41 protein-coding genes are annotated in these 23,455 nt (G+C 50.8%); 6 read left to right on the forward strand and 35 right to left on the reverse strand.

All coding sequences use genetic code 11. The features are described 5' to 3' along the window. Positions 1–384: 384 nt before the first annotated feature. On the forward strand, positions 385–939 hold the full coding sequence (locus MUU47_RS12905; RefSeq protein ID WP_258988602.1) for a gamma carbonic anhydrase family protein: 555 nt from the start codon (positions 385–387) through the stop codon (positions 937–939). Here the strand turns inward: MUU47_RS12905 and MUU47_RS12910 are convergent. From MUU47_RS12910 to dprA, 6 genes are read right to left on the reverse strand one after another with little or no spacing between them, the layout of a single operon-like run. Beyond that, positions 915–1,172, reverse strand: coding sequence for a DUF1488 family protein (locus MUU47_RS12910; RefSeq protein ID WP_258988603.1), 258 nt, complete (start codon positions 1,170–1,172; stop codon positions 915–917). The genes MUU47_RS12905 and MUU47_RS12910 overlap by 25 nt on opposite strands. After that, a complete protein-coding gene (gene aroE / locus MUU47_RS12915) occupies positions 1,169–1,987 on the reverse strand; it encodes a shikimate dehydrogenase (protein ID WP_258988604.1) in 819 nt (272 codons plus the stop codon). Before aroE ends, MUU47_RS12910 begins: the two co-directional genes overlap by 4 nt. Before the next feature lie 4 nt (positions 1,988–1,991). Next, positions 1,992–2,564: an L-threonylcarbamoyladenylate synthase type 1 TsaC gene (gene tsaC / locus MUU47_RS12920; RefSeq protein WP_258988605.1), complete on the reverse strand. Its 573-nt coding sequence runs from the start codon at positions 2,562–2,564 to the stop codon at positions 1,992–1,994. Beyond that, positions 2,554–3,111: a DNA topoisomerase family protein gene (locus tag MUU47_RS12925; RefSeq protein WP_258988606.1), complete on the reverse strand. Its 558-nt coding sequence runs from the start codon at positions 3,109–3,111 to the stop codon at positions 2,554–2,556. The genes tsaC and MUU47_RS12925 overlap by 11 nt, the downstream gene beginning before the upstream one ends. A 27-nt stretch (positions 3,112–3,138) precedes the next feature. Beyond that, the gene (gene smg, locus MUU47_RS12930; RefSeq protein ID WP_110512480.1) at positions 3,139–3,612 is read right to left on the reverse strand and encodes a DUF494 family protein Smg; all 474 of its coding nucleotides are present in this window, start codon (positions 3,610–3,612) and stop codon (positions 3,139–3,141) included. Continuing rightward, positions 3,584–4,708 carry a DNA-protecting protein DprA gene (gene dprA / locus MUU47_RS12935; protein ID WP_258988608.1) on the reverse strand — a complete coding sequence of 375 codons (1,125 nt, stop codon included), beginning with the start codon at positions 4,706–4,708 and terminating at the stop codon, positions 3,584–3,586. The genes smg and dprA overlap by 29 nt, the downstream gene beginning before the upstream one ends. 129 nt (positions 4,709–4,837) lie before the next feature. On the opposite strand from dprA, the gene def reads away from it, so the two are divergent. The 5 genes from def (at position 4,838) to mscL (ending at position 9,604) form a co-directional block, all read left to right on the forward strand. Further along, positions 4,838–5,347 carry a peptide deformylase gene (gene def / locus MUU47_RS12940; RefSeq protein WP_159762021.1) on the forward strand — a complete coding sequence of 170 codons (510 nt, stop codon included), beginning with the start codon at positions 4,838–4,840 and terminating at the stop codon, positions 5,345–5,347. Positions 5,348–5,361: 14 nt separating this feature from the next. Further along, complete coding sequence (gene fmt / locus MUU47_RS12945) at positions 5,362–6,309, forward strand: methionyl-tRNA formyltransferase (protein WP_258988609.1); 948 nt, start codon at positions 5,362–5,364, stop codon at positions 6,307–6,309. A gap of 51 nt (positions 6,310–6,360) precedes the next feature. Next, positions 6,361–7,650, forward strand: a complete 1,290-nt coding sequence (gene rsmB, locus MUU47_RS12950) for a 16S rRNA (cytosine(967)-C(5))-methyltransferase RsmB (RefSeq protein ID WP_258988610.1) — start codon at positions 6,361–6,363, stop codon at positions 7,648–7,650. 21 nt (positions 7,651–7,671) lie between these two features. Beyond that, the gene (gene trkA / locus MUU47_RS12955) at positions 7,672–9,048 is read left to right on the forward strand and encodes a Trk system potassium transporter TrkA (protein ID WP_110512475.1); all 1,377 of its coding nucleotides are present in this window, start codon (positions 7,672–7,674) and stop codon (positions 9,046–9,048) included. Positions 9,049–9,193: 145 nt separating this feature from the next. After that, on the forward strand, positions 9,194–9,604 hold the full coding sequence (gene mscL / locus MUU47_RS12960) for a large-conductance mechanosensitive channel protein MscL (protein WP_258988611.1): 411 nt from the start codon (positions 9,194–9,196) through the stop codon (positions 9,602–9,604). Here mscL and MUU47_RS12965 read toward each other — a convergent pair whose 3' ends face one another. The 29 genes from MUU47_RS12965 to rplD all read right to left on the reverse strand — a co-directional run bounded on the left by MUU47_RS12965 (position 9,605) and on the right by rplD (position 23,450). Continuing rightward, entirely contained in the window at positions 9,605–9,820 is a 216-nt protein-coding gene (locus tag MUU47_RS12965; RefSeq protein ID WP_258988612.1) for an alternative ribosome-rescue factor A, read from the reverse strand. It lies immediately after the preceding gene. Between the two features lie 57 nt (positions 9,821–9,877). Next, a complete protein-coding gene (gene zntR, locus MUU47_RS12970) occupies positions 9,878–10,303 on the reverse strand; it encodes a Zn(2+)-responsive transcriptional regulator (RefSeq protein ID WP_258988613.1) in 426 nt (141 codons plus the stop codon). Next, entirely contained in the window at positions 10,303–10,674 is a 372-nt protein-coding gene (locus MUU47_RS12975) for a DnaJ family domain-containing protein (protein ID WP_258988967.1), read from the reverse strand. The genes zntR and MUU47_RS12975 overlap by 1 nt, the downstream gene beginning before the upstream one ends. A 105-nt stretch (positions 10,675–10,779) precedes the next feature. Further along, on the reverse strand, positions 10,780–11,166 hold the full coding sequence (gene rplQ, locus MUU47_RS12980) for a 50S ribosomal protein L17 (RefSeq protein ID WP_001216372.1): 387 nt from the start codon (positions 11,164–11,166) through the stop codon (positions 10,780–10,782). A gap of 40 nt (positions 11,167–11,206) precedes the next feature. Next, positions 11,207–12,196, reverse strand: coding sequence for a DNA-directed RNA polymerase subunit alpha (locus tag MUU47_RS12985; protein ID WP_110512470.1), 990 nt, complete (start codon positions 12,194–12,196; stop codon positions 11,207–11,209). A 25-nt stretch (positions 12,197–12,221) separates the two neighbouring features. Beyond that, positions 12,222–12,842: a 30S ribosomal protein S4 gene (gene rpsD, locus MUU47_RS12990; protein ID WP_097165007.1), complete on the reverse strand. Its 621-nt coding sequence runs from the start codon at positions 12,840–12,842 to the stop codon at positions 12,222–12,224. Positions 12,843–12,875: 33 nt separating this feature from the next. Next, positions 12,876–13,265 (reverse strand): 30S ribosomal protein S11, encoded by a 390-nt coding sequence (gene rpsK / locus MUU47_RS12995; RefSeq protein WP_043081126.1) that lies wholly within the window; start codon positions 13,263–13,265, stop codon positions 12,876–12,878. Positions 13,266–13,281: 16 nt separating this feature from the next. Next, a complete protein-coding gene (gene rpsM, locus MUU47_RS13000) occupies positions 13,282–13,638 on the reverse strand; it encodes a 30S ribosomal protein S13 (RefSeq protein WP_258988614.1) in 357 nt (118 codons plus the stop codon). 147 nt (positions 13,639–13,785) lie between these two features. Beyond that, complete coding sequence (gene rpmJ / locus MUU47_RS13005; protein WP_000868187.1) at positions 13,786–13,902, reverse strand: 50S ribosomal protein L36; 117 nt, start codon at positions 13,900–13,902, stop codon at positions 13,786–13,788. Positions 13,903–13,932: 30 nt separating this feature from the next. Beyond that, positions 13,933–15,264 (reverse strand): preprotein translocase subunit SecY, encoded by a 1,332-nt coding sequence (secY, locus tag MUU47_RS13010; RefSeq protein ID WP_110512469.1) that lies wholly within the window; start codon positions 15,262–15,264, stop codon positions 13,933–13,935. Positions 15,265–15,272: 8 nt separating this feature from the next. After that, positions 15,273–15,707 carry a 50S ribosomal protein L15 gene (gene rplO, locus MUU47_RS13015; protein ID WP_110512468.1) on the reverse strand — a complete coding sequence of 145 codons (435 nt, stop codon included), beginning with the start codon at positions 15,705–15,707 and terminating at the stop codon, positions 15,273–15,275. A gap of 3 nt (positions 15,708–15,710) precedes the next feature. After that, complete coding sequence (gene rpmD / locus MUU47_RS13020; RefSeq protein ID WP_004846568.1) at positions 15,711–15,890, reverse strand: 50S ribosomal protein L30; 180 nt, start codon at positions 15,888–15,890, stop codon at positions 15,711–15,713. A gap of 5 nt (positions 15,891–15,895) precedes the next feature. After that, entirely contained in the window at positions 15,896–16,396 is a 501-nt protein-coding gene (rpsE, locus tag MUU47_RS13025; RefSeq protein WP_002438697.1) for a 30S ribosomal protein S5, read from the reverse strand. A 14-nt stretch (positions 16,397–16,410) separates the two neighbouring features. Further along, positions 16,411–16,764 (reverse strand): 50S ribosomal protein L18, encoded by a 354-nt coding sequence (gene rplR, locus MUU47_RS13030; RefSeq protein ID WP_006817270.1) that lies wholly within the window; start codon positions 16,762–16,764, stop codon positions 16,411–16,413. 9 nt (positions 16,765–16,773) lie between these two features. Further along, positions 16,774–17,307, reverse strand: coding sequence for a 50S ribosomal protein L6 (gene rplF / locus MUU47_RS13035; protein ID WP_110512467.1), 534 nt, complete (start codon positions 17,305–17,307; stop codon positions 16,774–16,776). 12 nt (positions 17,308–17,319) lie between these two features. Next, positions 17,320–17,712 (reverse strand): 30S ribosomal protein S8, encoded by a 393-nt coding sequence (rpsH, locus tag MUU47_RS13040; RefSeq protein ID WP_097165001.1) that lies wholly within the window; start codon positions 17,710–17,712, stop codon positions 17,320–17,322. 33 nt (positions 17,713–17,745) lie between these two features. Further along, positions 17,746–18,051 carry a 30S ribosomal protein S14 gene (rpsN, locus tag MUU47_RS13045; protein WP_074780832.1) on the reverse strand — a complete coding sequence of 102 codons (306 nt, stop codon included), beginning with the start codon at positions 18,049–18,051 and terminating at the stop codon, positions 17,746–17,748. A 14-nt stretch (positions 18,052–18,065) separates the two neighbouring features. Next, positions 18,066–18,605, reverse strand: a complete 540-nt coding sequence (gene rplE / locus MUU47_RS13050; RefSeq protein WP_097165000.1) for a 50S ribosomal protein L5 — start codon at positions 18,603–18,605, stop codon at positions 18,066–18,068. Between the two features lie 14 nt (positions 18,606–18,619). Then, a complete protein-coding gene (gene rplX, locus MUU47_RS13055; protein WP_110512465.1) occupies positions 18,620–18,934 on the reverse strand; it encodes a 50S ribosomal protein L24 in 315 nt (104 codons plus the stop codon). A gap of 10 nt (positions 18,935–18,944) precedes the next feature. Further along, positions 18,945–19,316, reverse strand: coding sequence for a 50S ribosomal protein L14 (gene rplN, locus MUU47_RS13060; RefSeq protein WP_000613954.1), 372 nt, complete (start codon positions 19,314–19,316; stop codon positions 18,945–18,947). A gap of 164 nt (positions 19,317–19,480) precedes the next feature. Continuing rightward, positions 19,481–19,735, reverse strand: a complete 255-nt coding sequence (rpsQ, locus tag MUU47_RS13065) for a 30S ribosomal protein S17 (protein ID WP_110512464.1) — start codon at positions 19,733–19,735, stop codon at positions 19,481–19,483. Next, complete coding sequence (rpmC, locus tag MUU47_RS13070) at positions 19,735–19,926, reverse strand: 50S ribosomal protein L29 (protein WP_110512463.1); 192 nt, start codon at positions 19,924–19,926, stop codon at positions 19,735–19,737. The genes rpsQ and rpmC overlap by 1 nt, the downstream gene beginning before the upstream one ends. Continuing rightward, on the reverse strand, positions 19,926–20,336 hold the full coding sequence (gene rplP, locus MUU47_RS13075) for a 50S ribosomal protein L16 (RefSeq protein WP_002919759.1): 411 nt from the start codon (positions 20,334–20,336) through the stop codon (positions 19,926–19,928). The genes rpmC and rplP overlap by 1 nt, the downstream gene beginning before the upstream one ends. Positions 20,337–20,348: 12 nt before the next feature. Further along, the gene (gene rpsC, locus MUU47_RS13080; protein WP_006817277.1) at positions 20,349–21,047 is read right to left on the reverse strand and encodes a 30S ribosomal protein S3; all 699 of its coding nucleotides are present in this window, start codon (positions 21,045–21,047) and stop codon (positions 20,349–20,351) included. A 17-nt stretch (positions 21,048–21,064) separates the two neighbouring features. Continuing rightward, positions 21,065–21,397 (reverse strand): 50S ribosomal protein L22, encoded by a 333-nt coding sequence (gene rplV, locus MUU47_RS13085; protein WP_000448832.1) that lies wholly within the window; start codon positions 21,395–21,397, stop codon positions 21,065–21,067. A gap of 14 nt (positions 21,398–21,411) precedes the next feature. Then, complete coding sequence (gene rpsS / locus MUU47_RS13090; RefSeq protein WP_001138115.1) at positions 21,412–21,690, reverse strand: 30S ribosomal protein S19; 279 nt, start codon at positions 21,688–21,690, stop codon at positions 21,412–21,414. Between the two features lie 16 nt (positions 21,691–21,706). Beyond that, the gene (rplB, locus tag MUU47_RS13095) at positions 21,707–22,528 is read right to left on the reverse strand and encodes a 50S ribosomal protein L2 (protein ID WP_258988615.1); all 822 of its coding nucleotides are present in this window, start codon (positions 22,526–22,528) and stop codon (positions 21,707–21,709) included. A 17-nt stretch (positions 22,529–22,545) separates the two neighbouring features. Next, positions 22,546–22,848 (reverse strand): 50S ribosomal protein L23, encoded by a 303-nt coding sequence (gene rplW, locus MUU47_RS13100; RefSeq protein WP_110512461.1) that lies wholly within the window; start codon positions 22,846–22,848, stop codon positions 22,546–22,548. Next, a complete protein-coding gene (gene rplD, locus MUU47_RS13105) occupies positions 22,845–23,450 on the reverse strand; it encodes a 50S ribosomal protein L4 (RefSeq protein ID WP_110512460.1) in 606 nt (201 codons plus the stop codon). Before rplD ends, rplW begins: the two co-directional genes overlap by 4 nt. Positions 23,451–23,455: the final 5 nt, after the last annotated feature.

Below are 23,455 nucleotides of genomic sequence, written 5' to 3' on the forward strand. Positions count from 1 at the left end.
TTAAGAATCCATGTCACTTTGAGTGCCCACACAGATTGTCTGATAAATTGTTAAAGAGCAGTGAGTTACGCGCTTTCGCTTGCTAACTCGAGGTGGCGTATATTACGCTTTCCTCTTTCAGAGTCAACCCTTAATTTCAGGATTTTTAACTCTCATCGCCGCCGGTACACTGTGAAGTTGTTCACATGTTCCGTGTCGATGGAGGCGCATTATAGGGATCCCATTTTTTTGCACAACCCTTTTTTGCGATCTTTTTTCCGACCGCTGTTTTTTCATTCTTTTTGCTGAGATCCCGTCCGATCTGACTATTTTTTGAGGTGTTAAAGCCTCATAGAAAGCCGATAATGTCTAAAAATCACCTGCTCCCTTTTGAAAGAGGTAAACATGTCGGCAAATATTCGCCCTTATAAAGCATTACATCCCAAGATCGGTTCCCGCGTAATGATCGACCCCACCAGCGTAGTGATCGGAGATGTACGCCTCGCTGACGATGTGGGCATCTGGCCATTGGTCGTTATTCGCGGTGATGTGAACTATGTGGCTATTGGCGCCCGCAGCAATATTCAGGACGGCAGCGTCCTACACGTCACGCACAAATCCTCCTATAAACCGGAAGGCAATCCCTTGATCGTCGGCGAGGACGTCACCGTAGGGCACAAAGTCATGCTGCACGGCTGCACGATTGGCAATCGGGTATTGGTCGGGATGGGATCGATTCTGCTGGACGGTGTAATAATAGAAGATGATGTAATGATAGGGGCCGGAAGCCTGGTGCCACAAAACAAACGTCTTGAAAGCGGTTTTCTGTATCTCGGCAGTCCGGTCAAACAAATCCGCCCATTAACAGAAGCGGAACGAGAGGGATTGAAGTATTCCGCTAACAACTATGTGAAATGGAAAGATGAATATCTCGATCAGGAAAGCCAGACCCACCCCTGATTGTCTTCCTGCTGATCGCGGATAGCCTGTTCGGCTTCTTCCTCCAGATCCCAGCGATTCTGTCGAAAGCTTTCCAGCCATACCTCTGGCGCATCGCCACCAAAGCGGTACGCCAGTGATTCAGTTGATAAAGCGCAGTTCAGCTGGAACCCACCGACCAGAGCCGGGAAGCAAATGCACAGCCGCACCTCATCCCAGGTCTCACGGTCAGGAAACAGGATCGCCTGATTCACAGAGCGAGTTCCTTTTTCAGTTCGTCGATCACAGGTGTTATTTCCGGCATAACGCCATGCCACAGCAATACGGCATGTGCCGCCTGGGCCACCAGCATGCCCAGACCATCGGCATTCTGTTTTGCGCCATGCTGTTCGCACCAGTTCAGAAAAGGCGTGCTTCCTTTCTGATAGAACATGTCGTAGCAATGCACATCTATATTGATAATCGCGGTAGGGATTGCAGGGGTTTCACCGCCAATACCGCTGGAAGTAGCATTGATTATCAAATCGAATTTTTGGTCGGCAAGCGCATCCATCGCCAGCGCTTTTACACTGCCGGTATGCGCAAAGAGCGTAGCCAGCTCCTGAGCTCGGGCAAATGTCCGGTTCGTTACCGTCACCGCACAGTCTAGCGACAGCAGTGGTAACAATACGCCCCGCGCTGCGCCGCCCGCACCAATCAATAGAATACGATAACCCGGCTTGATGAAGGCCAGACGTTCAAGGTCACTCAGCAAACCGATCCCGTCAGTGTTATCACCCAGCAGTCGCCCGTCTTCGAGATGCTTCAGGGTATTAACGGCTCCAGCCAGCGCAGCCCGTTCTGTCAGTTCATCCGCACGTGCAAACGCCTCTTCTTTAAAAGGAACCGTCACATTGCAGCCTTTACCGCCTGCTGCCAAAAATGCATCCAACGTTTCATTAAAAGCTTCACGTGGGGCAAGCACCCGACCATAAGGATGCTCAATATTAAGCTGCTGGGCGAATCGCTGATGAATGAAGGGCGATTTGCTGTGCGCGATGGGATTGCCGAATACTGCGTACCGTTCCATACAATTACCCCTGGCGGAAAAGTTCGCCCGTCAGGGCGTCACGAATTTCAGAAGGATTCATCCGTCCGCCCGTCTCTCCTTTTACTACCGGAAAGGCGTCACCAAATTGAGTGACAACTTCTGCGACGGTTCGGCAAGGTTCCTGCCCGGTGAGATTCGCGCTCGTCGATACCAACGGTTTGCCATAGGCCTGACACAATTCCACCACCAGCGGATGGTCGGTCACGCGTACGGCAAGCGTATCGAAACGCCCGGTTAGCCAGCGCGGGGTAGAAGCCTGGGCTGGGAAAACAAAAGTGACCGGGCCTGGCCAGCGAGAGAACACCACCTCACGCTGCGCATCCGACAATACGGAATCGTCGATATAAGGCGTGAGCTGTTCAAAATTCGCGGCAATCAGGATGAGGCCTTTTTCCATAGGGCGCTGCTTGAGCTCAAGCAAACGCATGACAGCGGTTTCACTATCAGGATCACACCCCACGCCAAACACAGCCTCAGTGGGATAAGCGATGACTTCTTTATTATTGAGCGCTTCGATAGCTTTCAAAACGCTTTCTTGATGCAGGTTACTGTTCACTGATTTGTTCCGCCGATACCGGCTTTCCACATTGTTTACTGGCACAAAAGAGCTTAACGCCCTGCGCCGTTTTCTTTTCGATAAGCAGTGGGTAATGGCACTCGGGGCATTCGCCCACTACCGGTTTGAAGTTAAGGACAAATTGGCATTCGGGATAGCGATCGCAGGAATGGAAGGTCTTACCATAGCGGGAACGCCGCTGAACCAGATGCCCATTGTTACACTGCGGGCAAGCGATAGCGGTATCATCAGGCTTGTCGATGAGTTCCGTATGCTCGCAGGCCGGATACTGGCTGCAACCGATAAACATACCAAAGCGTCCCTGCCGAAGCACCAGTTCTGCTCCGCAAGCTGGACACAGCTGTCCTTCCAGAACTTTGACTATATGTCCGTCCGCCTGACTTTTCAGGGGACGGACGTAATCGCATTCCGGATAATGAGAACAGCCGAGAAACGGCCCGTGTTTACCGCTTCGGATAACCAGTTCGGCCCCGCACTGTGGGCAGGGCTCGTGTTTAGGCACCGTAAACAGTGCTGATTTGGCCATAACAACTCTTGTCGCTGCACAATTGAATTAGTGCAGCATACCTTCATTTACTTCGAAGAGTAATTCTTCCATCTGCTGATAGGCATTTTCACAGCCCGGGATGTTAAACAGCACCATCAGAATCACCCACTTCAAATCTTCCAACTCAAACTCTGTGGCATCCAGCGCCATGACGCGTTCGATTACCATTTCACGCGTTTCGAGGTTTAGCACCTGAATCTGCTCCAGGAATAACAAGAATCCCCGGCAACTGGCATCCAGCCGTTGGCACTCATCTGCGGTATAAATACGAACAGAGAGTGGATCTGAAGCGAGCTGCATTGGCTCAGTGAGCCCTTCCTGATAGTCAGCCAACTTTTCCAACCACAGCAGTGCGTTGTAGATATCTTCACGATCAAAACCGGCATCAGTAAGATCCTGCGTCAGCTTATCCTGATCCACCCGCATCTCTGCTTCGTTATGGATGTAAGTCTCAAACAAATACATCAGTACGTCGAACATGGCATGCCCTCCTTAATCGGACATAGCCGCCGGGTACAGCTGCGATCCATCCTGCTAACTCCAGTTCGAGTAGTTGGGCTACCGTCACTGGCACAGGTTGGCCGGCACGTTCAGCGACAACGTCAACAGGTGTTACCTCATCTCCTACGTTAGCCAGGAGCTCTGGAAATGGCAATGCTGCAAGCTCCGTATCCGGGGAATAATTTGATTTTTCAGCCTCATCTGGCAACGGATGTCCCCTATATTGCAAATTTTCCAAGATGTCCTCTACTGACGTCACGGGTATCGCGCCCTGCTTAATTAACCAGTGTGGTCCTTCAGATCCGGGGCTGCCTAAGGGCCCTGGAACGGCATAAACGTCCCGGCCCTGCTCCAGCGCGGTTCTGGCCGTGACGAGAGACCCACTTTTTATCGCCGCTTCCACCACCAGGACCCCACTACTAAGCCCGCTAATAATCCGATTTCGTCGTGGGAAATTGGCGGGGAAAGGCAGTTGTGCCAATGGGAATTCGCTCACCAGCGCGCCACCGTTTTCAATAATGCGTTGTGCTAACGAAGCATGTCGTCGCGGATAGGACTGAAACAGACCGTTGCCCAATACCGCAATGGTTTTCCCGGATGCATCAAGCGCGGCACGATGTGCCACACCATCGATACCGAGCGCCATCCCGCTGGTAATCGTCATGCCTTTTCTGGCAAGCGCTTCGCTGAAAATGCGTCCCCACCGCTCGCCGTACCAAGAGTGATCCCGGCTGCCGACAATCGCGATTTGTGTAGACGCTAATAGCTTTACATCTCCCGCGACAAACAAAATGCCCGGATAGTCGACGATCGCCCGTAATGAAGAAGGGTAATCAGGGTGATCAGCAGAAAGAAGGGAATGCCCAGGGATTGTTAACCAATTCTGAGTGTCCTCCAGAGTGCGCTGGGTAAGTGAGAAAAATTGCTTGATGTGCTTAGCTGAAAATCCATTATCACGCAAAACGTCGGCATTAATTGAATCTGTAGAAATCAACCGTTGCGCCAGCGCGAACTGCGTGTCGCCGTATAACCCATTAACCGTCATCAGACGGAGCCATATTTCTGTGGGTGTCATCCTTTTCCCCTTGCCACAAGCAGTCCTGGCAATCTTTGCGATTGGTCAGTGATGCTGTCAATCAGAGGGGGTTTTGTCTAGAATAGAGGTAATAAACTTTCCAACTCCTGAACACAACTCTGGATAATTATGTCAGTTTTGCAAGTGTTACATATTCCGGACGAGCGCCTTCGCAAAGTCGCAGAGCCGGTTAAAGAAGTAAATGCAGAAATTCAGCGCATCGTGGATGATATGTTCGAAACGATGTACGCCGAAGAAGGTATTGGTCTGGCCGCAACTCAGGTCGACATCCATCAGCGCATCATTGTCATTGACGTGTCTGAAGATCGTGCAGAGCAGCTGGTGTTGATCAACCCAGAGCTGCTGGAAAAAAGCGGCGATACCGGTATCGAAGAAGGCTGCCTGTCGATCCCTGAACAGCGGGCGCTGGTTCCGCGCGCTGAGAAAGTGAAAATTCGCGCGCTGGATCGTGAAGGTAAGCCTTACGAATTAGAAGCCGATGGCCTGCTGGCAATCTGCATTCAGCATGAAATGGACCATCTGGTCGGCAAACTGTTTATCGATTATCTGTCCCCGCTGAAACAACAGCGCATCCGTCAGAAAGTTGAGAAACTGGATCGACTGAACGCTCGTGCTTAAGGATAAGAATTAACGTGTCAGAATCACTCCGCATTATTTTTGCTGGTACTCCTGACTTTGCAGCGCGTCATCTTGATGCGCTGCTGTCATCTGGACACCAGGTAGTAGGCGTCTTTACCCAACCAGACAGGCCAGCCGGACGCGGTAAAAAACTGATGCCAAGCCCGGTTAAAGTGCTGGCAGAAGAAAAAGGTCTACCGGTTTTCCAACCTGCATCACTGCGTCCTCAGGAAAACCAGCAGCTCGTTGCCGACTTAAACGCCGACGTTATGGTTGTCGTTGCCTATGGTCTGATCCTGCCGAAAGCGGTTCTGGACATGCCGCGTCTGGGCTGCATTAACGTTCATGGTTCGCTGCTGCCGCGCTGGCGTGGTGCAGCACCTATCCAGCGTTCACTGTGGGCAGGCGATGCCGAAACCGGCGTGACTATCATGCAGATGGATGTGGGTCTTGATACCGGCGATATGCTGCATAAACTCTCCTGCCCTATTACCGCAGAAGATACCAGCGGTTCGCTGTACGATAAGCTCGCGGAGATGGGGCCACAGGGCCTGATTGAAACACTGAAACAGCTGGAAAACGGCACAACAAAACCAGAAGTTCAGGATGAAGCTCTGGTCACTCATGCCGAAAAGCTCAGTAAAGAAGAAGCACGCGTCGACTGGTCACTGTCCGCGGAGCAGCTTGAGCGTTGCATTCGTGCCTTTAATCCATGGCCAATGAGCTGGCTGGAGATTGACGGTCAGCCGGTCAAAGTGTGGCAAGCATCCATTATCCACACGCAAACTGACGCCGCGCCAGGAACCATTGTCGATGCTAATAAGCATGGTATCCAAGTCGCGACCGGTAATGGCATTCTGAATCTGCAATCGCTACAACCAGCAGGGAAGAAAGCCATGAGCGCACAGGATCTTTTAAATTCGCGCCGGGAGTGGTTTATTCCCGGTAACCGTCTTGCCTAGCGGCCCCTTACTTCAAGCCCGGTATTGCCGGGCCTTTTCATTTTTACGCTTATGAAAAAAAATACAAATTTACGCAGTCTGGCAGCCCTTGCCGTTGAGCAAGTGCTGGAACAAGGCCAGTCGTTAAGTAATGTCCTGCCCGCCATGCAGCAAAAAGTGGCAGATAAAGACAGAGCGCTTCTACAGGAACTGAGCTTCGGCGTATTGCGCACGCTCTCCCAGCTCGATTGGCTAGTCAACAAGCTGATGGCACGCCCGATGACCGGTAAACAGCGCACCGTGCATTACCTGATCATGGTGGGTTTCTATCAGCTGCTGCATACCCGAATTCCTCCCCATGCAGCGCTTGCTGAAACGGTAGAAGGTGCTGTCGCCATCAAGCGCCCGCAGCTGAAAGGGCTGATCAATGGTGTGTTGCGCCAGTTCCAGCGTAATCAAGAAGCGCTGCTCGAAGAGTTTGCCGCGACTGAAAGCCGTTTCCTGCACCCTGCCTGGCTGGTTAAACGCATCAAAAAAGCGTATCCACAACAGTGGCAATCCATTCTTGATGCGAACAACCTGCGTCCACCCATGTGGCTGCGTGTAAACCGTAATCATCATTCTCGTGATGAATGGCTGGCATTACTGGAGCAGGCAGGCATGAAAGGTTTTGGGCATGACGCATATCCTGATGCCGTGCGCCTGGAAACACCGGCTCCGGTTCACGCCCTGCCTGGCTTCGAAGAAGGTTGGGTTACGGTGCAAGATGCTTCGGCACAAGGCTGCATGAACTACCTGCTGCCAAAAAACGGAGAGGCCATTCTGGATTTATGTGCGGCTCCTGGCGGTAAAACAACCCATATTCTGGAAGTTGCACCGGAAGCAAGCGTGATGGCCGTCGACGTTGACGAACAGCGCCTGTCGCGCGTATATGAAAACCTGAAGCGTCTGGGCATGAAAGCCGACGTAAAACAGGGCGATGGCCGCTATCCATCACAGTGGTGTGGCGAACAACAGTTTGACCGTATCCTCCTGGATGCACCATGCTCGGCAACGGGGGTCATTCGCCGCCATCCGGATATTAAATGGCTACGCCGCGATCGCGATATTGCTGATCTGGCACAGCTCCAGAGTGAAATTCTGGATGCAACATGGGCGCACCTGAAAACGGGTGGTACGCTGGTGTATGCGACCTGCTCAATTTTACCGGAAGAAAACTGCGAGCAAATTTCCGCGTTCCTGAAACGTACGCCTGATGCTGCGCTCCACGAAACCGGTAGCGTAGAACGTCCGGGTGTGCAGAACCTGCCTGCGGCAGACGAAGGCGACGGATTCTTTTACGCTAAGCTAATCAAACAGTGATGAAATAACGGATCGCGACTGATGAAAATTATCATACTGGGTGCCGGACAGGTGGGTGGCACGTTGGCGGAGAACCTGGTCGGCGAAAACAACGATATCACCGTAGTGGATACCAACGGTGACCGCTTACGCAGCCTACAGGATAAGTTCGATCTTCGCGTTGTGCAGGGTCACGGCTCGCATCCTCGCGTTTTGCGTGAAGCAGGCGCAGATGATGCCGATATGCTGGTCGCAGTGACCAGCTCTGACGAAACAAATATGGTGGCCTGCCAGGTTGCCTATTCATTGTTTAATACGCCGAACCGCATCGCCCGTATTCGTTCACCTGACTACGTTCGTGATGCCGACAAACTTTTCCATTCAGAGGCAGTGCCGATCGATCACCTGATCGCGCCGGAACAGCTGGTCATTGATAACATGTACCGCCTGATTGAATATCCGGGTGCGTTGCAGGTCGTGAACTTCGCTGAAGGCAAAGTCAGCCTGGCAGTAGTGAAAGCTTACTATGGCGGGCCACTGGTCGGGAATGCGCTCTCCACGATGCGCGAACATATGCCACATATCGACACCCGCGTAGCGGCGATTTTCCGTCATGACAGACCGATTCGCCCACAGGGTTCAACCATCGTGGAAGCGGGCGATGAAGTCTTCTTCATTGCCGCATCACAGCATATTCGTGCAGTAATGAGTGAACTCCAGCGACTGGAAAAACCATACAAACGCATCATGCTTGTTGGCGGCGGCAATATCGGGGCCGGGCTGGCGCACCGTCTGGAGAAAGAGTATAGCGTGAAGCTGATCGAACGCGATCAACAACGCGCAGCCGAGTTGGCGGAGAAACTGCAGAACACGATCGTGTTTTACGGTGATGCTTCAGATCAGGAGTTATTGGCTGAGGAGCATATCGATCAAGTTGATCTGTTCATTGCGGTCACCAACGATGACGAAGCGAACATCATGTCGGCCATGCTGGCCAAACGCATGGGCGCCAAAAAGGTCATGGTACTGATCCAACGCCGGGCATATGTCGACCTGGTTCAGGGCAGCGTGATTGATATTGCCATTTCTCCTCAACAAGCGACCATTTCGGCACTGCTAAGCCATGTACGTAAAGCTGATATTGTCGGAGTATCCTCCCTTCGTCGAGGTGTAGCGGAAGCCATTGAGGCCGTTGCCCACGGGGATGAAAGCACATCCCGAGTAGTCGGTCGCGTTATTGATGATATTAAGCTTCCGCCCGGCACAATCATCGGCGCCGTGGTTCGCGGGAATGAAGTGCTGATCGCCAACGATAATTTACGCATCGAGCAAGGCGACCACGTCATTATGTTCCTGACGGATAAAAAGTTTATTACAGACGTCGAGCGACTATTCCAACCAAGTCCCTTCTTCCTGTAACCATAAAAGGTGCTCAAAAGAGCGCCTTTTATATTAACCATTTATTATTTATGGTTTATTTATTCCATCTGACATCCTATCTGTAATGGAAATCGACTAAACATTTGTTAAACTTATAAATGTCAGCTGGCACAAGGAGAATAAAATGAGCATTATTAAAGAGTTTCGCGAATTCGCGATGCGCGGAAACGTTGTTGATTTGGCGGTGGGTGTCATTATTGGTGCGGCATTTGGTAAAATAGTATCGTCGCTGGTTGCCGATATTATTATGCCCCCGCTGGGATTAGTGATTGGCGGGGTCGACTTTAAGCAGTTTGCCGTGACGCTGCGCGACGCGCAGGGTGATGTTCCAGCCGTTGTTATGCACTACGGTATATTCATTCAGAACATCTTTGATTTCGTGATCGTGGCCTTTGCCATCTTTATGGCAATCAAACTGATCAATAAACTGAATCGTAAAAAAGAAGAACCGGCGGCAGCACCTGCGCCAACGAAAGAAGAAGTTCTGCTGAGTGAAATTCGTGACCTACTGAAAGAACAAAATTCGCGTTCTTAATCAGGACACAGAAAGCAGAAGGTCAGTGGTAAAAAAGTGCATCACTTTCTTGCCACTGGCCTCCCAATTACCCCGGTTACCGTGTTTACCCTTACGCTCGAAACTCCCTTTTCCCTTCTTACTTTTCTCAACGCGCTGGCGAAACAGCGGGTCATGAAGTAACGCTTCAATAGCATTATCTTTAATTTGCCCCTTGGTGTGCTGATAGCGGCTCATATTTTCTCCAATTTTGTGTTTAAGACGGCGGGAGTGTAATCCCAGGTTGCTCTGAAATCAACATCCTGTCTTATCCGTTTCTGCCCCTTGTTCCAGCGCTTCGAGGATTGAACAATAAACGCTGCTATGCGCAGTTCCACAACAAGCGTCATTGAGACGCTGCAAAGAACGCCGCATGGTTTCCAGTTGAGCAATTCGGCCTTCAACTTCGCTCAATCTGGCCTGAACAATTCCTTTCGATTCCTGACAGGTGTGATGTTCCGGATCGACACGAATGGATAGCAGTTCACGAATCGCCTCAAGCGTAAATCCTAACTGGCTGCCGTGGCGAATGAAACGTAACCGCTGCAGGTCACTGTCGGTATAAAGTCGGAACCCTCCTTCGGTGCGCACAGGATTATCCATCATCTGCTGCTTTTCGTAATAACGGATGGTATCAGGTGTTACGCCAGCAAGCTTCGCCAGTTCGCCAATACGGAACATTACGACTCCTCGTTTATTTTGTTGAGTAGCTTATCTGCATACTCACCGCGTAAAAAATCAGTGTTAACTCCAGACTGTCGTAGTTTGAGTTCAAACAGAGTAAGCCGGCGATGGAGTTCAGTAAAATGAGGATCGTCTTCGCGGATCCCTTTTAAAAGATCGGCAAGCTCAACAGCCTGTTTACGCAGTTCCAGTTCTGGAGGCAAACATCCTGCATTTTTCAGCAAGCGATAGCCTGCACGTAATTCCACCGGAACATGCAAATCGTCATCCAAGAGCAGAGGCTCACCGCTACCAGGAAGAGCATCAAAATCGCCTTTGCTTTGTGCATCGAGAATGTGACGCTCGGCCCACTGATCCAGTAAACACATCATGCGCGTCCGGGTGAACAAAAAGGATACTGTTATTGTAGTGAAATGGAGATTCTGAGGGTATAAAAAAACCCGCCGAAGCGGGTTTTTTCAAATCACTGCAGATTACTCTGCAGCTGCTTCTGCTTTCGATTCAGAACGATCAACGAGCTCGATGTATGCCATCGGCGCATTGTCGCCTGCACGGAAGCCACACTTCAGAATACGAGTGTAACCACCGGCACGGCTCGCGAAACGCGGGCCCAGTTCGTTAAACAGTTTTGCCACGATCTCGTTATCACGAGTACGGGCGAATGCCAGACGACGATTAGCAACGCTATCAGTCTTGGCAAGAGTAATCAGCGGCTCAACTACGCGACGCAGCTCTTTCGCTTTAGGCAGGGTCGTCTTGATGATCTCATGACGAACCAGTGAACCTGCCATATTGCGGAACATAGCCTGGCGATGGCTGCTGTTGCGGTTCAGTTGACGACCACTCTTACGATGGCGCATGACCTTATCCTTCTCAGTAAAACCTTAACCTGTGATCCGGTTACTCGTCAGCAATGCTTGCCGGCGGCCAGTTTTCCAGGCGCATGCCCAGTGACAGACCACGAGAAGCCAGCACGTCTTTAATCTCGGTAAGAGATTTTTTACCCAGGTTCGGCGTTTTCAGCAACTCAACCTCGGTACGCTGTACCAGATCACCGATATAGTGGATAGCTTCTGCCTTAAGGCAGTTAGCAGAGCGGACAGTCAATTCCAGATCGTCAACAGGGCGCAGCAGGATCGGATCGAACTCTGGTTTCTCTTCTTTAACTTCCGGCTGACGTACATCACGTAAGTCAACGAAAGCTTCAAGTTGTTCCGCCAGAATGGTTGCCGCACGACGAATCGCCTCTTCAGGATCGATTGTGCCGTTGGTTTCCATTTCGATGACCAGCTTGTCCAGGTCGGTACGCTGCTCAACACGCGCTGCTTCAACATTGTAGGCAATACGCTCTACAGGGCTGTAGCAGGCGTCGACCAGCAGACGGCCGATTGGGCGCTCATCTTCTTCCGAATGAATTCGGGCAGAAGCCGGCACATAACCACGACCGCGCTGAACTTTGATACGCATATTGATAGATGCGTTCTCATCGGTCAGGTGGCAGATAACATGCTGCGGCTTGACGATTTCGACATCACCGTCGTGGGTAATGTCGGCTGCGGTCACAGGGCCAATGCCAGATTTATTCAGAGTAAGAATAACTTCATCTTTACCCTGAACTCTCACCGCCAGCCCTTTCAGGTTGAGCAGGATTTCAAGGATATCTTCCTGAATGCCTTCTTTGGTGCTGTACTCATGAAGTACACCATCAATCTCAACCTCGGTCACCGCGCAACCCGGCATCGATGAGAGCAGAATACGGCGCAGTGCGTTACCCAAAGTATGGCCGAAGCCACGCTCTAAAGGCTCAAGGGTCACCTTGGCGTGCGTCGAACTCACTTGCTCGATATCGACCAGGCGCGGTTTTAGAAACTCTGTCACAGAACCCTGCATTGTGTCCTCTCTTTGGTACTAAGCTTTACTTGGAGTAAAGCTCGACGATCAGGTGTTCGTTAATGTCCGCAGACAGATCAGAACGCTCAGGCTGACGCTTGAACGTACCTTCCATCTTGCCAGCATCAACTTCCAGCCAGGTTGGCTTTTCACGCTGCTCAGCCAGCTCAAGAGCGGCTTTCACGCGAGATTGCTTTTTCGCTTTCTCACGAACGCTGACAACGTCATTCGCTTTAACCTGATAAGAAGCGATGTTAACAACACGACCGTTTACCATGATAGCTTTGTGGCTAACCAGCTGACGTGATTCAGCACGAGTAGCGCCGAAGCCCATACGGTATACAACGTTGTCCAGACGACCTTCCAGCAGAGCCAACAGGTTTTCACCGGTGTTGCCTTTCAGACGTGCTGCTTCTTTGTAGTAGTTACGGAACTGACGCTCCAGCACACCGTAGATACGGCGAACTTTTTGCTTTTCACGCAACTGCACACCATAGTCAGACAGACGCGGTTTACGCGCACCGTGCTGGCCAGGAGCTTGTTCAATTTTACACTTGGTATCGATCGCGCGAACGCCAGACTTAAGGAATAAGTCGGTGCCCTCACGACGGCTCAGCTTGAGCTTAGGACCCAAATATCTTGCCATTTTCTATCTCCAACTAACCTGGAAAACGTGGCGTTATACGCGACGTTTTTTCGGCGGACGACAACCGTTATGAGGGATCGGAGTCACATCAGTAATATTAGTGATGCGGAAACCAGCGGCGTTCAGAGCACGAATGGTAGATTCGCGACCCGGACCCGGACCTTTGACCATAACTTCCAGATTCTTGATGCCGTAATCTTTTACGGCTTCAGCGCAACGCTCTGCTGCAACCTGAGCTGCAAACGGAGTGGATTTGCGTGAACCACGGAAACCGGAACCACCGGCTGTTGCCCAACCCAGTGCATTACCTTGGCGATCGCTGATGGTAACGATGGTGTTGTTGAAAGAAGCATGGATATGAGCCACGCCGTCAGAGACTTGTTTTCTTACACGCTTACGTGCACGAACTGGTGCCTTTGCCATTATTCAATCACCCCGATTATTTCTTGATCGGTTTGCGCGGACCCTTACGGGTACGTGCGTTGGTCTTCGTACGCTGACCGCGCACTGGCAGACCACGACGATGACGCAAACCGCGATAGCAACCAAGATCCATCAGGCGCTTGATGCTCATGCTGATTTCACGGCGCAGATCACCTTCAACGACAAATTTGGCAACTTCGTCACGCAGCGTGTCGATTTGTTCTTCAGACAGCTCACTGATCTTAACATCTTCAGCAATGCTCGCCGCCGCCAAGATGGCTTTGGAACGAGTTTTGCCGACACCGAAGATCGAAGTTAATGCGATCACGGCATGTTTCTGATCAGGAATGTTAATGCCTGCTATACGGGCCACTATGCACTCCTACTATTTAATATGTACGCACCATGCCGAAAAGCCCGTTTTCAGGATACTCAAATGGATACGTACAGACATACAAAAAGATTGGCTGGCTAATCTAGCCAGCTCAACCCAACTTTGCAAGAAAAATATGCGAAATAATCAGCCTTGGCGCTGTTTATGCTTCGGCTCGGCACTGCAAATCACACGGATGACACCATCACGCTTAACGATTTTGCAGTTACGGCATAATTTCTTGACGGAAGCACGAACTTTCATTTTTACTCTCCGTAACTTCTCAGGCGACCATTAACGGCCGTAGCCTTTCAGGTTCGCCTTCTTCAATGCAGACTCGTACTGACTAGACATCATCAGAGTTTGCACTTGAGCCATAAAGTCCATAATCACGACAACAACGATAAGTAACGATGTTCCACCGAAGTAGAACGGCACCTTCATTGCATCACGCATGAACTCCGGGATCAGGCAGATAAAAGTGATGTACAACGCACCAACCAATGTCAGGCGGGTCATTACTTTATCGATATACTTCGCCGTTTGTTCTCCCGGACGAATTCCTGGTACGAATGCACCGGACTTCTTCAGGTTATCTGCTGTTTCACGTGGGTTGAAAACCAACGCCGTATAGAAGAAACAGAAGAAGATGATTGCAGACGCATAGAGTAACACATAAAGCGGTTGCCCAGGCTGCAAATACAGCGAAATTGTTGTCAGCCAGTTCCAACCAGTACCGCCCCCAAACCATGACGCGATGGTCGCCGGGAACAGAATAATACTGGAAGCGAAGATTGCCGGGATTACCCCCGCCATATTCACTTTCAGCGGTAAATGTGTGCTCTGTGCAGCATAGACACGACGACCTTGCTGGCGTTTCGCGTAGTTTACCACAATGCGGCGTTGACCACGTTCAACAAACACAACAAAGAAGGTCACTGCAAATACTAATACTGCAACCAACAGCAACAGGAGGAAGTGCAGGTCGCCTTGACGCGCTTGCTCGATAGTATGGGCGATGGCCGGCGGGAGACCCGCAACGATACCGGCGAAGATAATGATCGAGATACCGTTACCGATACCACGTTCAGTAATCTGTTCGCCGAGCCACATCAGGAACATAGTCCCTGTGACCAGACTTACAACAGCGGTGAAGTAGAATGCAAAGCCCGGATTAATCACCAGACCTTGCATACCAGGCATATTCGGCAGACCGGTAGCAATACCGGTTGCCTGGAATATCGCCAGCACCAGAGTGCCGTAGCGGGTGTACTGGCTAATCTTACGACGGCCAGATTCCCCTTCCTTCTTAATCTCTGCCAGCGTCGGGTGAACCACCGTCAGCAGCTGGATAATGATCGATGCCGAAATGTACGGCATGATACCCAAAGCAAAGATAGAAGCACGGCTGAGAGCACCACCAGAGAACATGTTAAACATTTCAATGATGGTGCCTCGCTGTTGCTCAAGCAGTTTGGCAAGTACAGCGGCATCGATACCAGGGATCGGAATAAAAGAGCCAATACGGAACACAATCAGCGCACCAATCACAAACAGAAGTCTGCGTTTCAGTTCGCCGAACCCACCTTTGGCACTTTGAAAATCTAATCCCGGTTGCTTAGCCATTCTGCTACTTATTCCTCAATTTTACCGCCAGCAGCTTCGATAGCAGCACGAGCGCCTTTAGACACGCGCAGGCCGTTAACAGTTACCGGACGAGTTACTTCACCAGCCAGAATCACTTTCGCGAATTCGATCTGGATACCGATAATGTTAGCCGCTTTCAGCGTGTTCAGGTCTACAACGTCGCCTTCTACTTTAGCCAGATCAGACAGACGAACTTCAGCTGTGATCATTGCTTTACGTGAAGTGAAACCGAACTTCGGCAGACGACGGTACAGAGGCATCTGGCCACCCTCGAAACCGCGACGTACGCCACCGCCAGAACGAGAGTTCTGACCTTTGTGACCACGACCACCGGTTTTACCGAGACCAGAACCGATACCACGACCCAGGCGTTTACCCGCCTTTTTGGAGCCTTCGGCCGGAGACAGAGTATTTAAACGCATCTCTTACTCCTCAACTTTAACCATGTAGGAAACCGCGTTGACCATACCACGAACAGCGGGAGTATCCTCGCGTTCTACGGTGTGGCCAATACGACGCAGACCCAGGCCAAGCAGCGTTGCCTTGTGTTTCGGCAGACGACCGATTGCACTGCGGGTTTGAGTAATTTTAATAGTCTTTGCCATGGTCATTACCCCAGAATTTCTTCAACGGATTTACCACGCTTGGCAGCGACCATTTCTGGAGAATTCATATTTTCCAGGCCATCGATAGTTGCACGAACCACGTTAATCGGGTTGGTGGAACCATACGCTTTAGCCAGAACGTTATGAACTCCAGCGACTTCCAGGACGGCGCGCATTGCACCACCGGCGATGATACCGGTACCTTCAGAAGCCGGCTGCATGAATACACGAGAACCCGTGTGAACACCTTTTACAGGGTGTTGCAGGGTGCCGTGGTTCAGCGCGACGTTAATCATATTGCGACGGGCTTTTTCCATCGCTTTCTGGATCGCTGCTGGAACTTCACGCGCTTTACCGTAACCAAAACCTACGCGACCGTTACCATCACCAACTACAGTCAGAGCTGTGAAGGAGAAAATACGACCACCTTTAACGGTTTTAGATACGCGGTTAACCGCGATCAGCTTTTCCTGCAGTTCGCCAGCTTGTTTTTCGATGTGAGCCATCTTACACCTCTACCTTAGAACTGGAGGCCAGCTTCACGGGCAGCATCTGCCAGTGCCTGGACACGACCATGATATTGGAACCCGGAACGGTCAAAGGAAACATCTTTGATGCCTTTTTCCAGAGCGCGTTCAGCGACAGCTTTACCCACAGCTGCTGCAGCGTCTTTGTTACCGGTGTACTTCAGTTGTTCAGAGATAGCTTTTTCTACAGTAGAAGCAGCTACCAGAACTTCAGAACCGTTCGGTGCAATTACCTGTGCGTAAATATGACGCGGGGTACGATGTACCACCAGGCGAGTTGCGCCCAGCTCTTGGAGCTTGCGGCGTGCGCGGGTCGCACGACGGATACGAGCAGATTTCTTATCCATAGTGTTACCTTACTTCTTCTTAGCCTCTTTGGTACGCACGACTTCGTCGGCGTAACGAACACCCTTGCCTTTATAAGGCTCAGGACGACGGTAGGCGCGCAGATCTGCTGCAACCTGACCGATCACCTGCTTATCAGCGCCTTTCAGCACGATTTCAGTTTGAGTCGGACATTCTGCAGTAATACCTGCTGGCAGCTGATGTTCAACAGGATGCGAGAAACCTAAAGACAGGTTTACTGCGTTCCCTTTGATCGCTGCACGATAACCTACACCAACCAGCTGCAGCTTCTTAGTGAAGCCTTCGGTAACACCGACAACCATTGAGTTCAGCAGGGCACGCGCGGTACCAGCCTGAGCCCAACCATCCACGAAACCATCACGTGGACCGAAGGTCAGAGCATTATCAGCATGTTTAACTTCAACAGCAGCGTTGAGAGTACGAGTCAGCTCGCCGTTTTTACCTTTGATCGTAATAACCTGACCGTCGATTTTTACATCAACGCCGGCAGGAACAACGACCGGTGCTTTAGCAACACGAGACATTTTTTCCTCCGATTAGGCTACGTAGCAGATAATTTCGCCACCAAGACCAGCTTGGCGCGCTGCACGATCAGTCATAACACCTTTAGAGGTAGAAATAACTGCGATACCCAGACCCGCCATAACTTTCGGCAGCTCATCTTTTTTCTTATAGATGCGCAGACCTGGGCGGCTGACACGCTGAATGCTTTCTACAACAGCTTTACCCTGGAAGTACTTAAGAGTCACTTCCAGTTCCGGCTTGGTGTCGCCTTCAACTTTAAATTCTTCAATAAAACCTTCTTCCTTCAGCACGTTGGCAATTGCCACTTTCAGCTTGGAGGAAGGCATGGTGACCGCAGCTTTGTTCGCGGCCTGACCGTTACGGATACGGGTCAGCATATCCGCGATCGGATCTTGCATGCTCATCTGTCTTTACTCCCGTGATTCAATTGGTGACAATTACCAGCTAGCCTTTTTCAAGCCAGGTACTTCACCGCGCATTGCGGCTTCACGAAGCTTGATACGGCTCAACCCGAACTTGCCCACATAACCATGTGGACGACCAGTCTGGCGGCAGCGGTTACGCTGACGGGACGGGCTGGAATCACGCGGCAGACTTTGCAGCTTGAGAACTGCGTTCCAACGATCTTCGTCAGAAGCGTTTACATCAGAGATGATCGCTTTCAGTTCAGCGCGTTTCGCGAAGTATTTTTCAGCTAAAGCTACGCGTTTAACTTCGCGTGCTTTCATTGATTGCTTAGCCATTAAGTAACCCTACCTTACTTGCGGAACGGGAAGTCAAAGGCAGCCAGCAGAGCACGGCCTTCTTCATCAGAATTCGCAGTAGTGGTAATGGTAATATCCAAACCACGAACGCGGTCGACTTTGTCATAGTCGATTTCTGGGAAGATGATCTGCTCACGGACACCCATGCTGTAGTTACCACGACCATCGAAAGACTTAGCGGACAAGCCACGGAAGTCACGAATACGTGGAACAGCAATAGTGATCAGGCGCTCAAGGAACTCCCACATGCGTTCGCCACGCAGAGTTACTTTACAGCCGATCGGATAGCCCTGACGGATTTTGAAGCCTGCAACTGATTTGCGTGCTTTGGTGATCAACGGCTTTTGACCGGAGATAGCTGTCAAATCAGCTGCTGCATTATCCAGCAGTTTCTTATCAGCGATCGCTTCACCAACACCCATGTTCAGGGTGATCTTCTCGACCCGAGGGACTTGCATGACAGAATTGTAGTTAAACTCAGTCATGAGTTTCTTAACTACTTCGTCTTTGTAGTAATCATGCAGTTTCGCCATCGTACTACTCCAAATTACTTGATAGTTTCGCTGTTAGATTTGAAGAAACGGACTTTTTTGCCGTCTTCGAATCTAAAGCCTACACGGTCAGCCTTGCCGGTTGCCGCATTGAAGAGTGCAATGTTAGAGATCTGAAGCGCAGCTTCTTTCTCAACAATGCCACCTGGTTGGTTCAGGGCCGGAACCGGCTTCTGATGTTTCTTAACCAGGTTGATACCTTCAACAATGACCTTGCCGGAAGACAGGACATTTTTTACTTTACCGCGTTTACCTTTATCTTTACCGGTTAACACGATAACTTCGTCATCACGACGGATCTTCGCTGCCATGATTCGCTCCTTAGAGTACTTCTGGTGCCAGAGAGATAATTTTCATGAACTTTTCATTACGCAGTTCACGAGTTACCGGCCCAAAAATACGCGTGCCGATTGGCTGCTCGCTGTTATTGTTTAAAATAACGCATGCATTACCATCGAAGCGAATGACAGAACCGTCCGGGCGACGAACACCCTTCTTGGTGCGCACCACTACCGCTTTCAGCACATCGCCTTTTTTCACCTTACCACGTGGAATTGCTTCCTTGATGGTAATCTTGATGATATCGCCGACGCCTGCGTAGCGACGGTGCGAGCCACCCAGAACCTTGATACACATTACGCGACGCGCACCGGAGTTGTCGGCGACGTTCAGCATAGTCTGTTCTTGGATCATTTTAGTGCTCCGCTAATGTCAACTACTACTGAGACCCTAAATTCAGAGCCGTTAAAAAACCCCATATCGGGGGCGCGGCATTATAACACCGGTTCCAGAATATGGGTAGAAAAAATAAACGGCTCATTTCTGAGCCGTTTATTCGTTTGAGAACGCGTACTCTATTACAGAACCGCTTTCTCTACAACGCGAACCAGCGTCCAGGACTTAGTCTTGGACAGTGGACGGCATTCGCGGATAATTACCACGTCGCCGATACCACATTCGTTGTTCTCGTCATGTACGTGCAGTTTGGTCGTACGTTTGATGAATTTCCCGTAGATCGGGTGCTTCACAACACGTTCGATGGCAACAACAATGGATTTCTCCATTTTATCGCTGACAACGCGACCTTGCAGAGTACGGATTTTATCGGTCATTACGCACCCGCCTTCTGAGTCAGTAAAGTCTTAACACGTGCAATATCACGACGAACCTGCTTCTGCAGGTGAGTCTGTTGCAGCTGGCCGCTTGCAGCCTGCATACGCAGGTTGAATTGCTCGCGCAGCAGGTTAAGCAGCTCGGTGTTCAGCTCTTCAACGCTCTTTTCACGCAGCTCATTTGCTTTCATTACATCACCGTCTTAGTTACAAAGGTGGTTTTGATAGGCAGTTTCGCTGCTGCCAGGCCGAAGGCTTCACGGGCCAGCTCTTCCGGAACACCGTCCATTTCATACAGGACTTTACCCGGCTGAATCAAGGCAACCCAATACTCCACGTTACCTTTACCTTTACCCATACGAACTTCCAGCGGCTTCTCGGTGATCGGTTTGTCCGGGAATACACGGATCCAGATCTTACCTTGACGCTTAACTGCACGGGTCATAGCACGACGTGCTGCTTCGATCTGACGTGCAGTCAGACGACCACGGCCAACAGCTTTCAGACCGAAAGTGCCGAAGCTAACATCCGTACCCTGCGCCAGACCACGGTTGCGGCCTTTGTGCACTTTACGGAATTTTGTACGCTTTGGTTGTAACATCAGCGACGCTCCTTATTTACGGCCTTTACGCTGCTGCTTTTTAGGTTGAGCAGCCGGTTCCGGTTGTTCAACAGCAGCCATACCACCCAGGATCTCGCCTTTGAAGATCCATACCTTAACGCCGATTACACCGTAAGTGGTGTGCGCTTCAGAGGTGTTGTAGTCAATGTCAGCACGCAGAGTGTGCAGAGGTACGCGACCTTCGCGGTACCATTCGGTACGTGCGATTTCCGCGCCGCCCAGACGGCCGCTAACTTCAACTTTAATCCCTTTAGCGCCAAGACGCATTGCGTTCTGTACAGCACGCTTCATAGCACGACGGAACATAACGCGACGTTCCAGCTGAGAAGTGATGCTATCAGCAACCAATTTTGCGTCCAGTTCTGGCTTACGAACTTCGGCGATATTGATCTGTGCAGGAACGCCAGCGATATCCGCTACGACCTTGCGCAGTTTTTCTACGTCTTCGCCTTTCTTACCGATAACGATGCCAGGGCGAGCTGTGTGAATAGTCACACGGATGCTCTTAGCTGGACGCTCGATTACGATACGAGATACGGACGCTTTTGCCAGTTCCTTAGTCAGGTACTGACGTACTTTAAAATCGCTGTCCAGGTTGTCAGCGAATTCTTTGGTGTTCGCAAACCAGGTAGAGTTCCAAGGTTTTACAATACCCAGGCGAATACCATTAGGATGTACTTTCTGACCCATTGCTAGTCTCCAGAGTCTCAGCGATCGGACACAACCACAGTAATGTGGCTGGTGCGCTTCAGGATGCGATCTGCACGACCTTTTGCACGAGGCATAATGCGCTTCATGCTAGGGCCTTCGTCTACGAAAATCTTCGTAACTTTCAGATCGTCAATGTCAGCGCCATCGTTGTGTTCAGCGTTAGCAATGGCAGATTCCAGAACCTTCTTGACCAGTACAGCCGCTTTCTTATTGGTGTAGGTCAGAATATCCAGGGCCTGCGACACTTTCTTACCGCGAATCAGGTCAGCAACAAGGCGAACCTTCTGAGCAGAAGAACGAGCATGGCGATGTTGAGCTAAAGTTTCCATCTCTTCCTCCTACCTTATTTCTTCTTCGCTTTTTTATCAGCAGCATGGCCGCGATAAGTACGAGTCGGTGCGAATTCACCCAGTTTGTGACCGACCATTTCGTCGGAAACAAATACCGGAACGTGCTGACGACCATTATGGACAGCGATGGTCAAACCGATCATGTTAGGAAAGATCGTTGAACGACGGGACCAAGTGCGCAGGGGCTTCTTGTCACCGCTTTCCACCGCTTTCTCTACCTTCTTCAGCAAGTGCAGGTCAATAAAAGGACCTTTCTTGAGAGAACGTGGCATGGCTTATCCTCTAATATTATTTGCTACGGCGACGTACGATAAATTTATCAGTACGCTTGTTGCTGCGGGTCTTCTTACCTTTGGTCTGAACGCCCCACGGAGTTACCGGGTGCTTACCAAAGTTACGACCTTCACCACCACCATGTGGGTGGTCGACTGGGTTCATCGCAGTACCGCGAACGGTAGGGCGAATACCACGCCAGCGTGCAGCACCTGCTTTACCCAGAACGCGCAGCATATGCTCAGCATTGCCAACTTCGCCCAGGGTTGCACGGCACTCTGCTTCGACTTTACGCATTTCACCAGAACGCAGACGCAGGGTGACATAAGCACCATCGCGAGCAACGATCTGAACGTAAGTACCAGCGGAACGTGCCAGCTGACCGCCTTTACCTGGTTTCATTTCTACGTTATGAACGGTAGAACCAACCGGGATATTGCGCATCGGCAGAGTGTTGCCTGCTTTGATTGCAGCATCAACGCCAGACTGAATCTGGTCGCCAGCTTTCAGGCCTTTAGGGGCCAGGATGTAACGGCGTTCGCCATCTTTGTACAGAACCAGCGCGATGTTCGCGGAACGGTTCGGATCGTACTCAAGACGTTCAACAATTGCCGGGATACCATCTTTGTTGCGTTTGAAGTCAACAATACGATAAGCCTGCTTATGACCACCACCAATATGACGAGTAGTGATACGACCATTGTTGTTACGGCCACCGGATTTGCTGTTTTTTTCAACCAGCGGAGCAAATGGTTTGCCCTTATGCAGCTCAGGGTTGACCACTTTAACTACGTGGCGACGACCCGGAGATGTCGGTTTACATTTAACAACTGCCATTGTATTACTCCTCCGACTTACTCAGCGCCGCCAACGAAGTCCAGATTCTGGCCTTCTTCCAGGGTGACGTAAGCTTTTTTCCAGTCGCTACGACGACCGACACGCTGTCCGTGACGCTTCACCTTGCCTTTAACAACCAGGGTACGTACGGTATCAACTTTGACTTCAAACAGTTTCTGCACAGCAGCTTTGACTTCTGCTTTAGTCGCGTCTATAGCAACTTTGAGAACGATGGTATTGGTTTTTTCCATCGCAGCAGACGCTTTTTCAGAAACGTGCGGTGCACGAAGCACTTTCAGCAAACGTTCTTCACGAATCATGCCAGCATCTCCTCAACTTGCTTAACAGCATCGGCAGTCATTACGACTTTGTCGAAGGCGATCAAGCTAACCGGGTCGATACCAGTCGCGTCACGTACGTCAACCTTGTGCAGGTTACGTGCGGCCAGGAACAGGTTCTCGTCCAGCTCACCGGTGATGATTAATACATCTTCCAGAGCCATGTCTTTCAGTTTCTGTGCCAGCAGCTTAGTTTTAGGCGCTTCTACAGAGAACGTCTCGACAACGATCAGACGATCCTGACGTACCAGTTCGGACAGAATGCTTTTCAGCGCGCCGCGGTACATCTTTTTGTTAACTTTTTGACTGTGGTCCTGCGGGCGTGCAGCGAAGGTTACGCCACCGGAACGCCAGATTGGGCTCTTTGCAGAACCTGCACGCGCACGGCCGGTACCTTTCTGGCGCCACGGTTTTTTACCGGATCCAGTTACTTCAGCACGGGTCTTCTGAGCACGAGTACCCTGACGAGCACCAGCTGCATAAGCAACAACAACCTGGTGAACCAGCGCTTCGTTGAAGTCACGACCGAAGGTAGTTTCGGAAACAGTCAGCGCGCTCTGCGCGTCTTTCAATACTAATTCCATTGCTA

The organism is Scandinavium hiltneri, from assembly GCF_024764835.1.
Taxonomy (GTDB): Bacteria; Pseudomonadota; Gammaproteobacteria; order Enterobacterales; family Enterobacteriaceae; genus Scandinavium; species Scandinavium hiltneri.

What these genes read in the sequence shown, in the direction of transcription:
- MUU47_RS12975 (WP_258988967.1), bottom strand. Translation starts at nt 10,674, where the DNA reads ATGTGTTTACTGGATCAGTGGGCCGAGCGTCACATTCTCGATGCACAA.
- def (WP_159762021.1), top strand. Translation starts at nt 4,838, where the DNA reads ATGTCAGTTTTGCAAGTGTTACATATTCCGGACGAGCGCCTTCGCAAA.
- aroE (WP_258988604.1), bottom strand. Translation starts at nt 1,987, where the DNA reads ATGGAACGGTACGCAGTATTCGGCAATCCCATCGCGCACAGCAAATCG.
- rplW (WP_110512461.1), bottom strand. Translation starts at nt 22,848, where the DNA reads ATGATTCGTGAAGAACGTTTGCTGAAAGTGCTTCGTGCACCGCACGTT.
- secY (WP_110512469.1), bottom strand. Translation starts at nt 15,264, where the DNA reads ATGGCTAAGCAACCGGGATTAGATTTTCAAAGTGCCAAAGGTGGGTTC.
- rplQ (WP_001216372.1), bottom strand. Translation starts at nt 11,166, where the DNA reads ATGCGCCATCGTAAGAGTGGTCGTCAACTGAACCGCAACAGCAGCCAT.
- rplP (WP_002919759.1), bottom strand. Translation starts at nt 20,336, where the DNA reads ATGTTACAACCAAAGCGTACAAAATTCCGTAAAGTGCACAAAGGCCGC.
- smg (WP_110512480.1), bottom strand. Translation starts at nt 3,612, where the DNA reads ATGTTCGACGTACTGATGTATTTGTTTGAGACTTACATCCATAACGAA.
- MUU47_RS12985 (WP_110512470.1), bottom strand. Translation starts at nt 12,196, where the DNA reads ATGCAGGGTTCTGTGACAGAGTTTCTAAAACCGCGCCTGGTCGATATC.
- mscL (WP_258988611.1), top strand. Translation starts at nt 9,194, where the DNA reads ATGAGCATTATTAAAGAGTTTCGCGAATTCGCGATGCGCGGAAACGTT.
- rpmD (WP_004846568.1), bottom strand. Translation starts at nt 15,890, where the DNA reads ATGGCAAAGACTATTAAAATTACTCAAACCCGCAGTGCAATCGGTCGT.
- dprA (WP_258988608.1), bottom strand. Translation starts at nt 4,708, where the DNA reads ATGACACCCACAGAAATATGGCTCCGTCTGATGACGGTTAATGGGTTA.
- rpsS (WP_001138115.1), bottom strand. Translation starts at nt 21,690, where the DNA reads ATGCCACGTTCTCTCAAGAAAGGTCCTTTTATTGACCTGCACTTGCTG.
- MUU47_RS12925 (WP_258988606.1), bottom strand. Translation starts at nt 3,111, where the DNA reads ATGGCCAAATCAGCACTGTTTACGGTGCCTAAACACGAGCCCTGCCCA.
- rpsD (WP_097165007.1), bottom strand. Translation starts at nt 12,842, where the DNA reads ATGGCAAGATATTTGGGTCCTAAGCTCAAGCTGAGCCGTCGTGAGGGC.
- rplV (WP_000448832.1), bottom strand. Translation starts at nt 21,397, where the DNA reads ATGGAAACTTTAGCTCAACATCGCCATGCTCGTTCTTCTGCTCAGAAG.
- rsmB (WP_258988610.1), top strand. Translation starts at nt 6,361, where the DNA reads ATGAAAAAAAATACAAATTTACGCAGTCTGGCAGCCCTTGCCGTTGAG.
- rpsN (WP_074780832.1), bottom strand. Translation starts at nt 18,051, where the DNA reads ATGGCTAAGCAATCAATGAAAGCACGCGAAGTTAAACGCGTAGCTTTA.
- zntR (WP_258988613.1), bottom strand. Translation starts at nt 10,303, where the DNA reads ATGTTCCGTATTGGCGAACTGGCGAAGCTTGCTGGCGTAACACCTGAT.
- rplR (WP_006817270.1), bottom strand. Translation starts at nt 16,764, where the DNA reads ATGGATAAGAAATCTGCTCGTATCCGTCGTGCGACCCGCGCACGCCGC.
- rplF (WP_110512467.1), bottom strand. Translation starts at nt 17,307, where the DNA reads ATGTCTCGTGTTGCTAAAGCACCGGTCGTTGTTCCTGCCGGCGTTGAT.
- rplD (WP_110512460.1), bottom strand. Translation starts at nt 23,450, where the DNA reads ATGGAATTAGTATTGAAAGACGCGCAGAGCGCGCTGACTGTTTCCGAA.
- rpsK (WP_043081126.1), bottom strand. Translation starts at nt 13,265, where the DNA reads ATGGCAAAGGCACCAGTTCGTGCACGTAAGCGTGTAAGAAAACAAGTC.
- rpsH (WP_097165001.1), bottom strand. Translation starts at nt 17,712, where the DNA reads ATGAGCATGCAAGATCCGATCGCGGATATGCTGACCCGTATCCGTAAC.
- rplX (WP_110512465.1), bottom strand. Translation starts at nt 18,934, where the DNA reads ATGGCAGCGAAGATCCGTCGTGATGACGAAGTTATCGTGTTAACCGGT.
- rplO (WP_110512468.1), bottom strand. Translation starts at nt 15,707, where the DNA reads ATGCGTTTAAATACTCTGTCTCCGGCCGAAGGCTCCAAAAAGGCGGGT.
- rpsE (WP_002438697.1), bottom strand. Translation starts at nt 16,396, where the DNA reads ATGGCTCACATCGAAAAACAAGCTGGCGAACTGCAGGAAAAGCTGATC.
- rplB (WP_258988615.1), bottom strand. Translation starts at nt 22,528, where the DNA reads ATGGCAGTTGTTAAATGTAAACCGACATCTCCGGGTCGTCGCCACGTA.
- MUU47_RS12905 (WP_258988602.1), top strand. Translation starts at nt 385, where the DNA reads ATGTCGGCAAATATTCGCCCTTATAAAGCATTACATCCCAAGATCGGT.
- rpsC (WP_006817277.1), bottom strand. Translation starts at nt 21,047, where the DNA reads ATGGGTCAGAAAGTACATCCTAATGGTATTCGCCTGGGTATTGTAAAA.
- rpsQ (WP_110512464.1), bottom strand. Translation starts at nt 19,735, where the DNA reads ATGACCGATAAAATCCGTACTCTGCAAGGTCGCGTTGTCAGCGATAAA.
- rplE (WP_097165000.1), bottom strand. Translation starts at nt 18,605, where the DNA reads ATGGCGAAACTGCATGATTACTACAAAGACGAAGTAGTTAAGAAACTC.
- trkA (WP_110512475.1), top strand. Translation starts at nt 7,672, where the DNA reads ATGAAAATTATCATACTGGGTGCCGGACAGGTGGGTGGCACGTTGGCG.
- rpmJ (WP_000868187.1), bottom strand. Translation starts at nt 13,902, where the DNA reads ATGAAAGTTCGTGCTTCCGTCAAGAAATTATGCCGTAACTGCAAAATC.
- rpmC (WP_110512463.1), bottom strand. Translation starts at nt 19,926, where the DNA reads ATGAAAGCAAATGAGCTGCGTGAAAAGAGCGTTGAAGAGCTGAACACC.
- rplN (WP_000613954.1), bottom strand. Translation starts at nt 19,316, where the DNA reads ATGATCCAAGAACAGACTATGCTGAACGTCGCCGACAACTCCGGTGCG.
- MUU47_RS12965 (WP_258988612.1), bottom strand. Translation starts at nt 9,820, where the DNA reads ATGAGCCGCTATCAGCACACCAAGGGGCAAATTAAAGATAATGCTATT.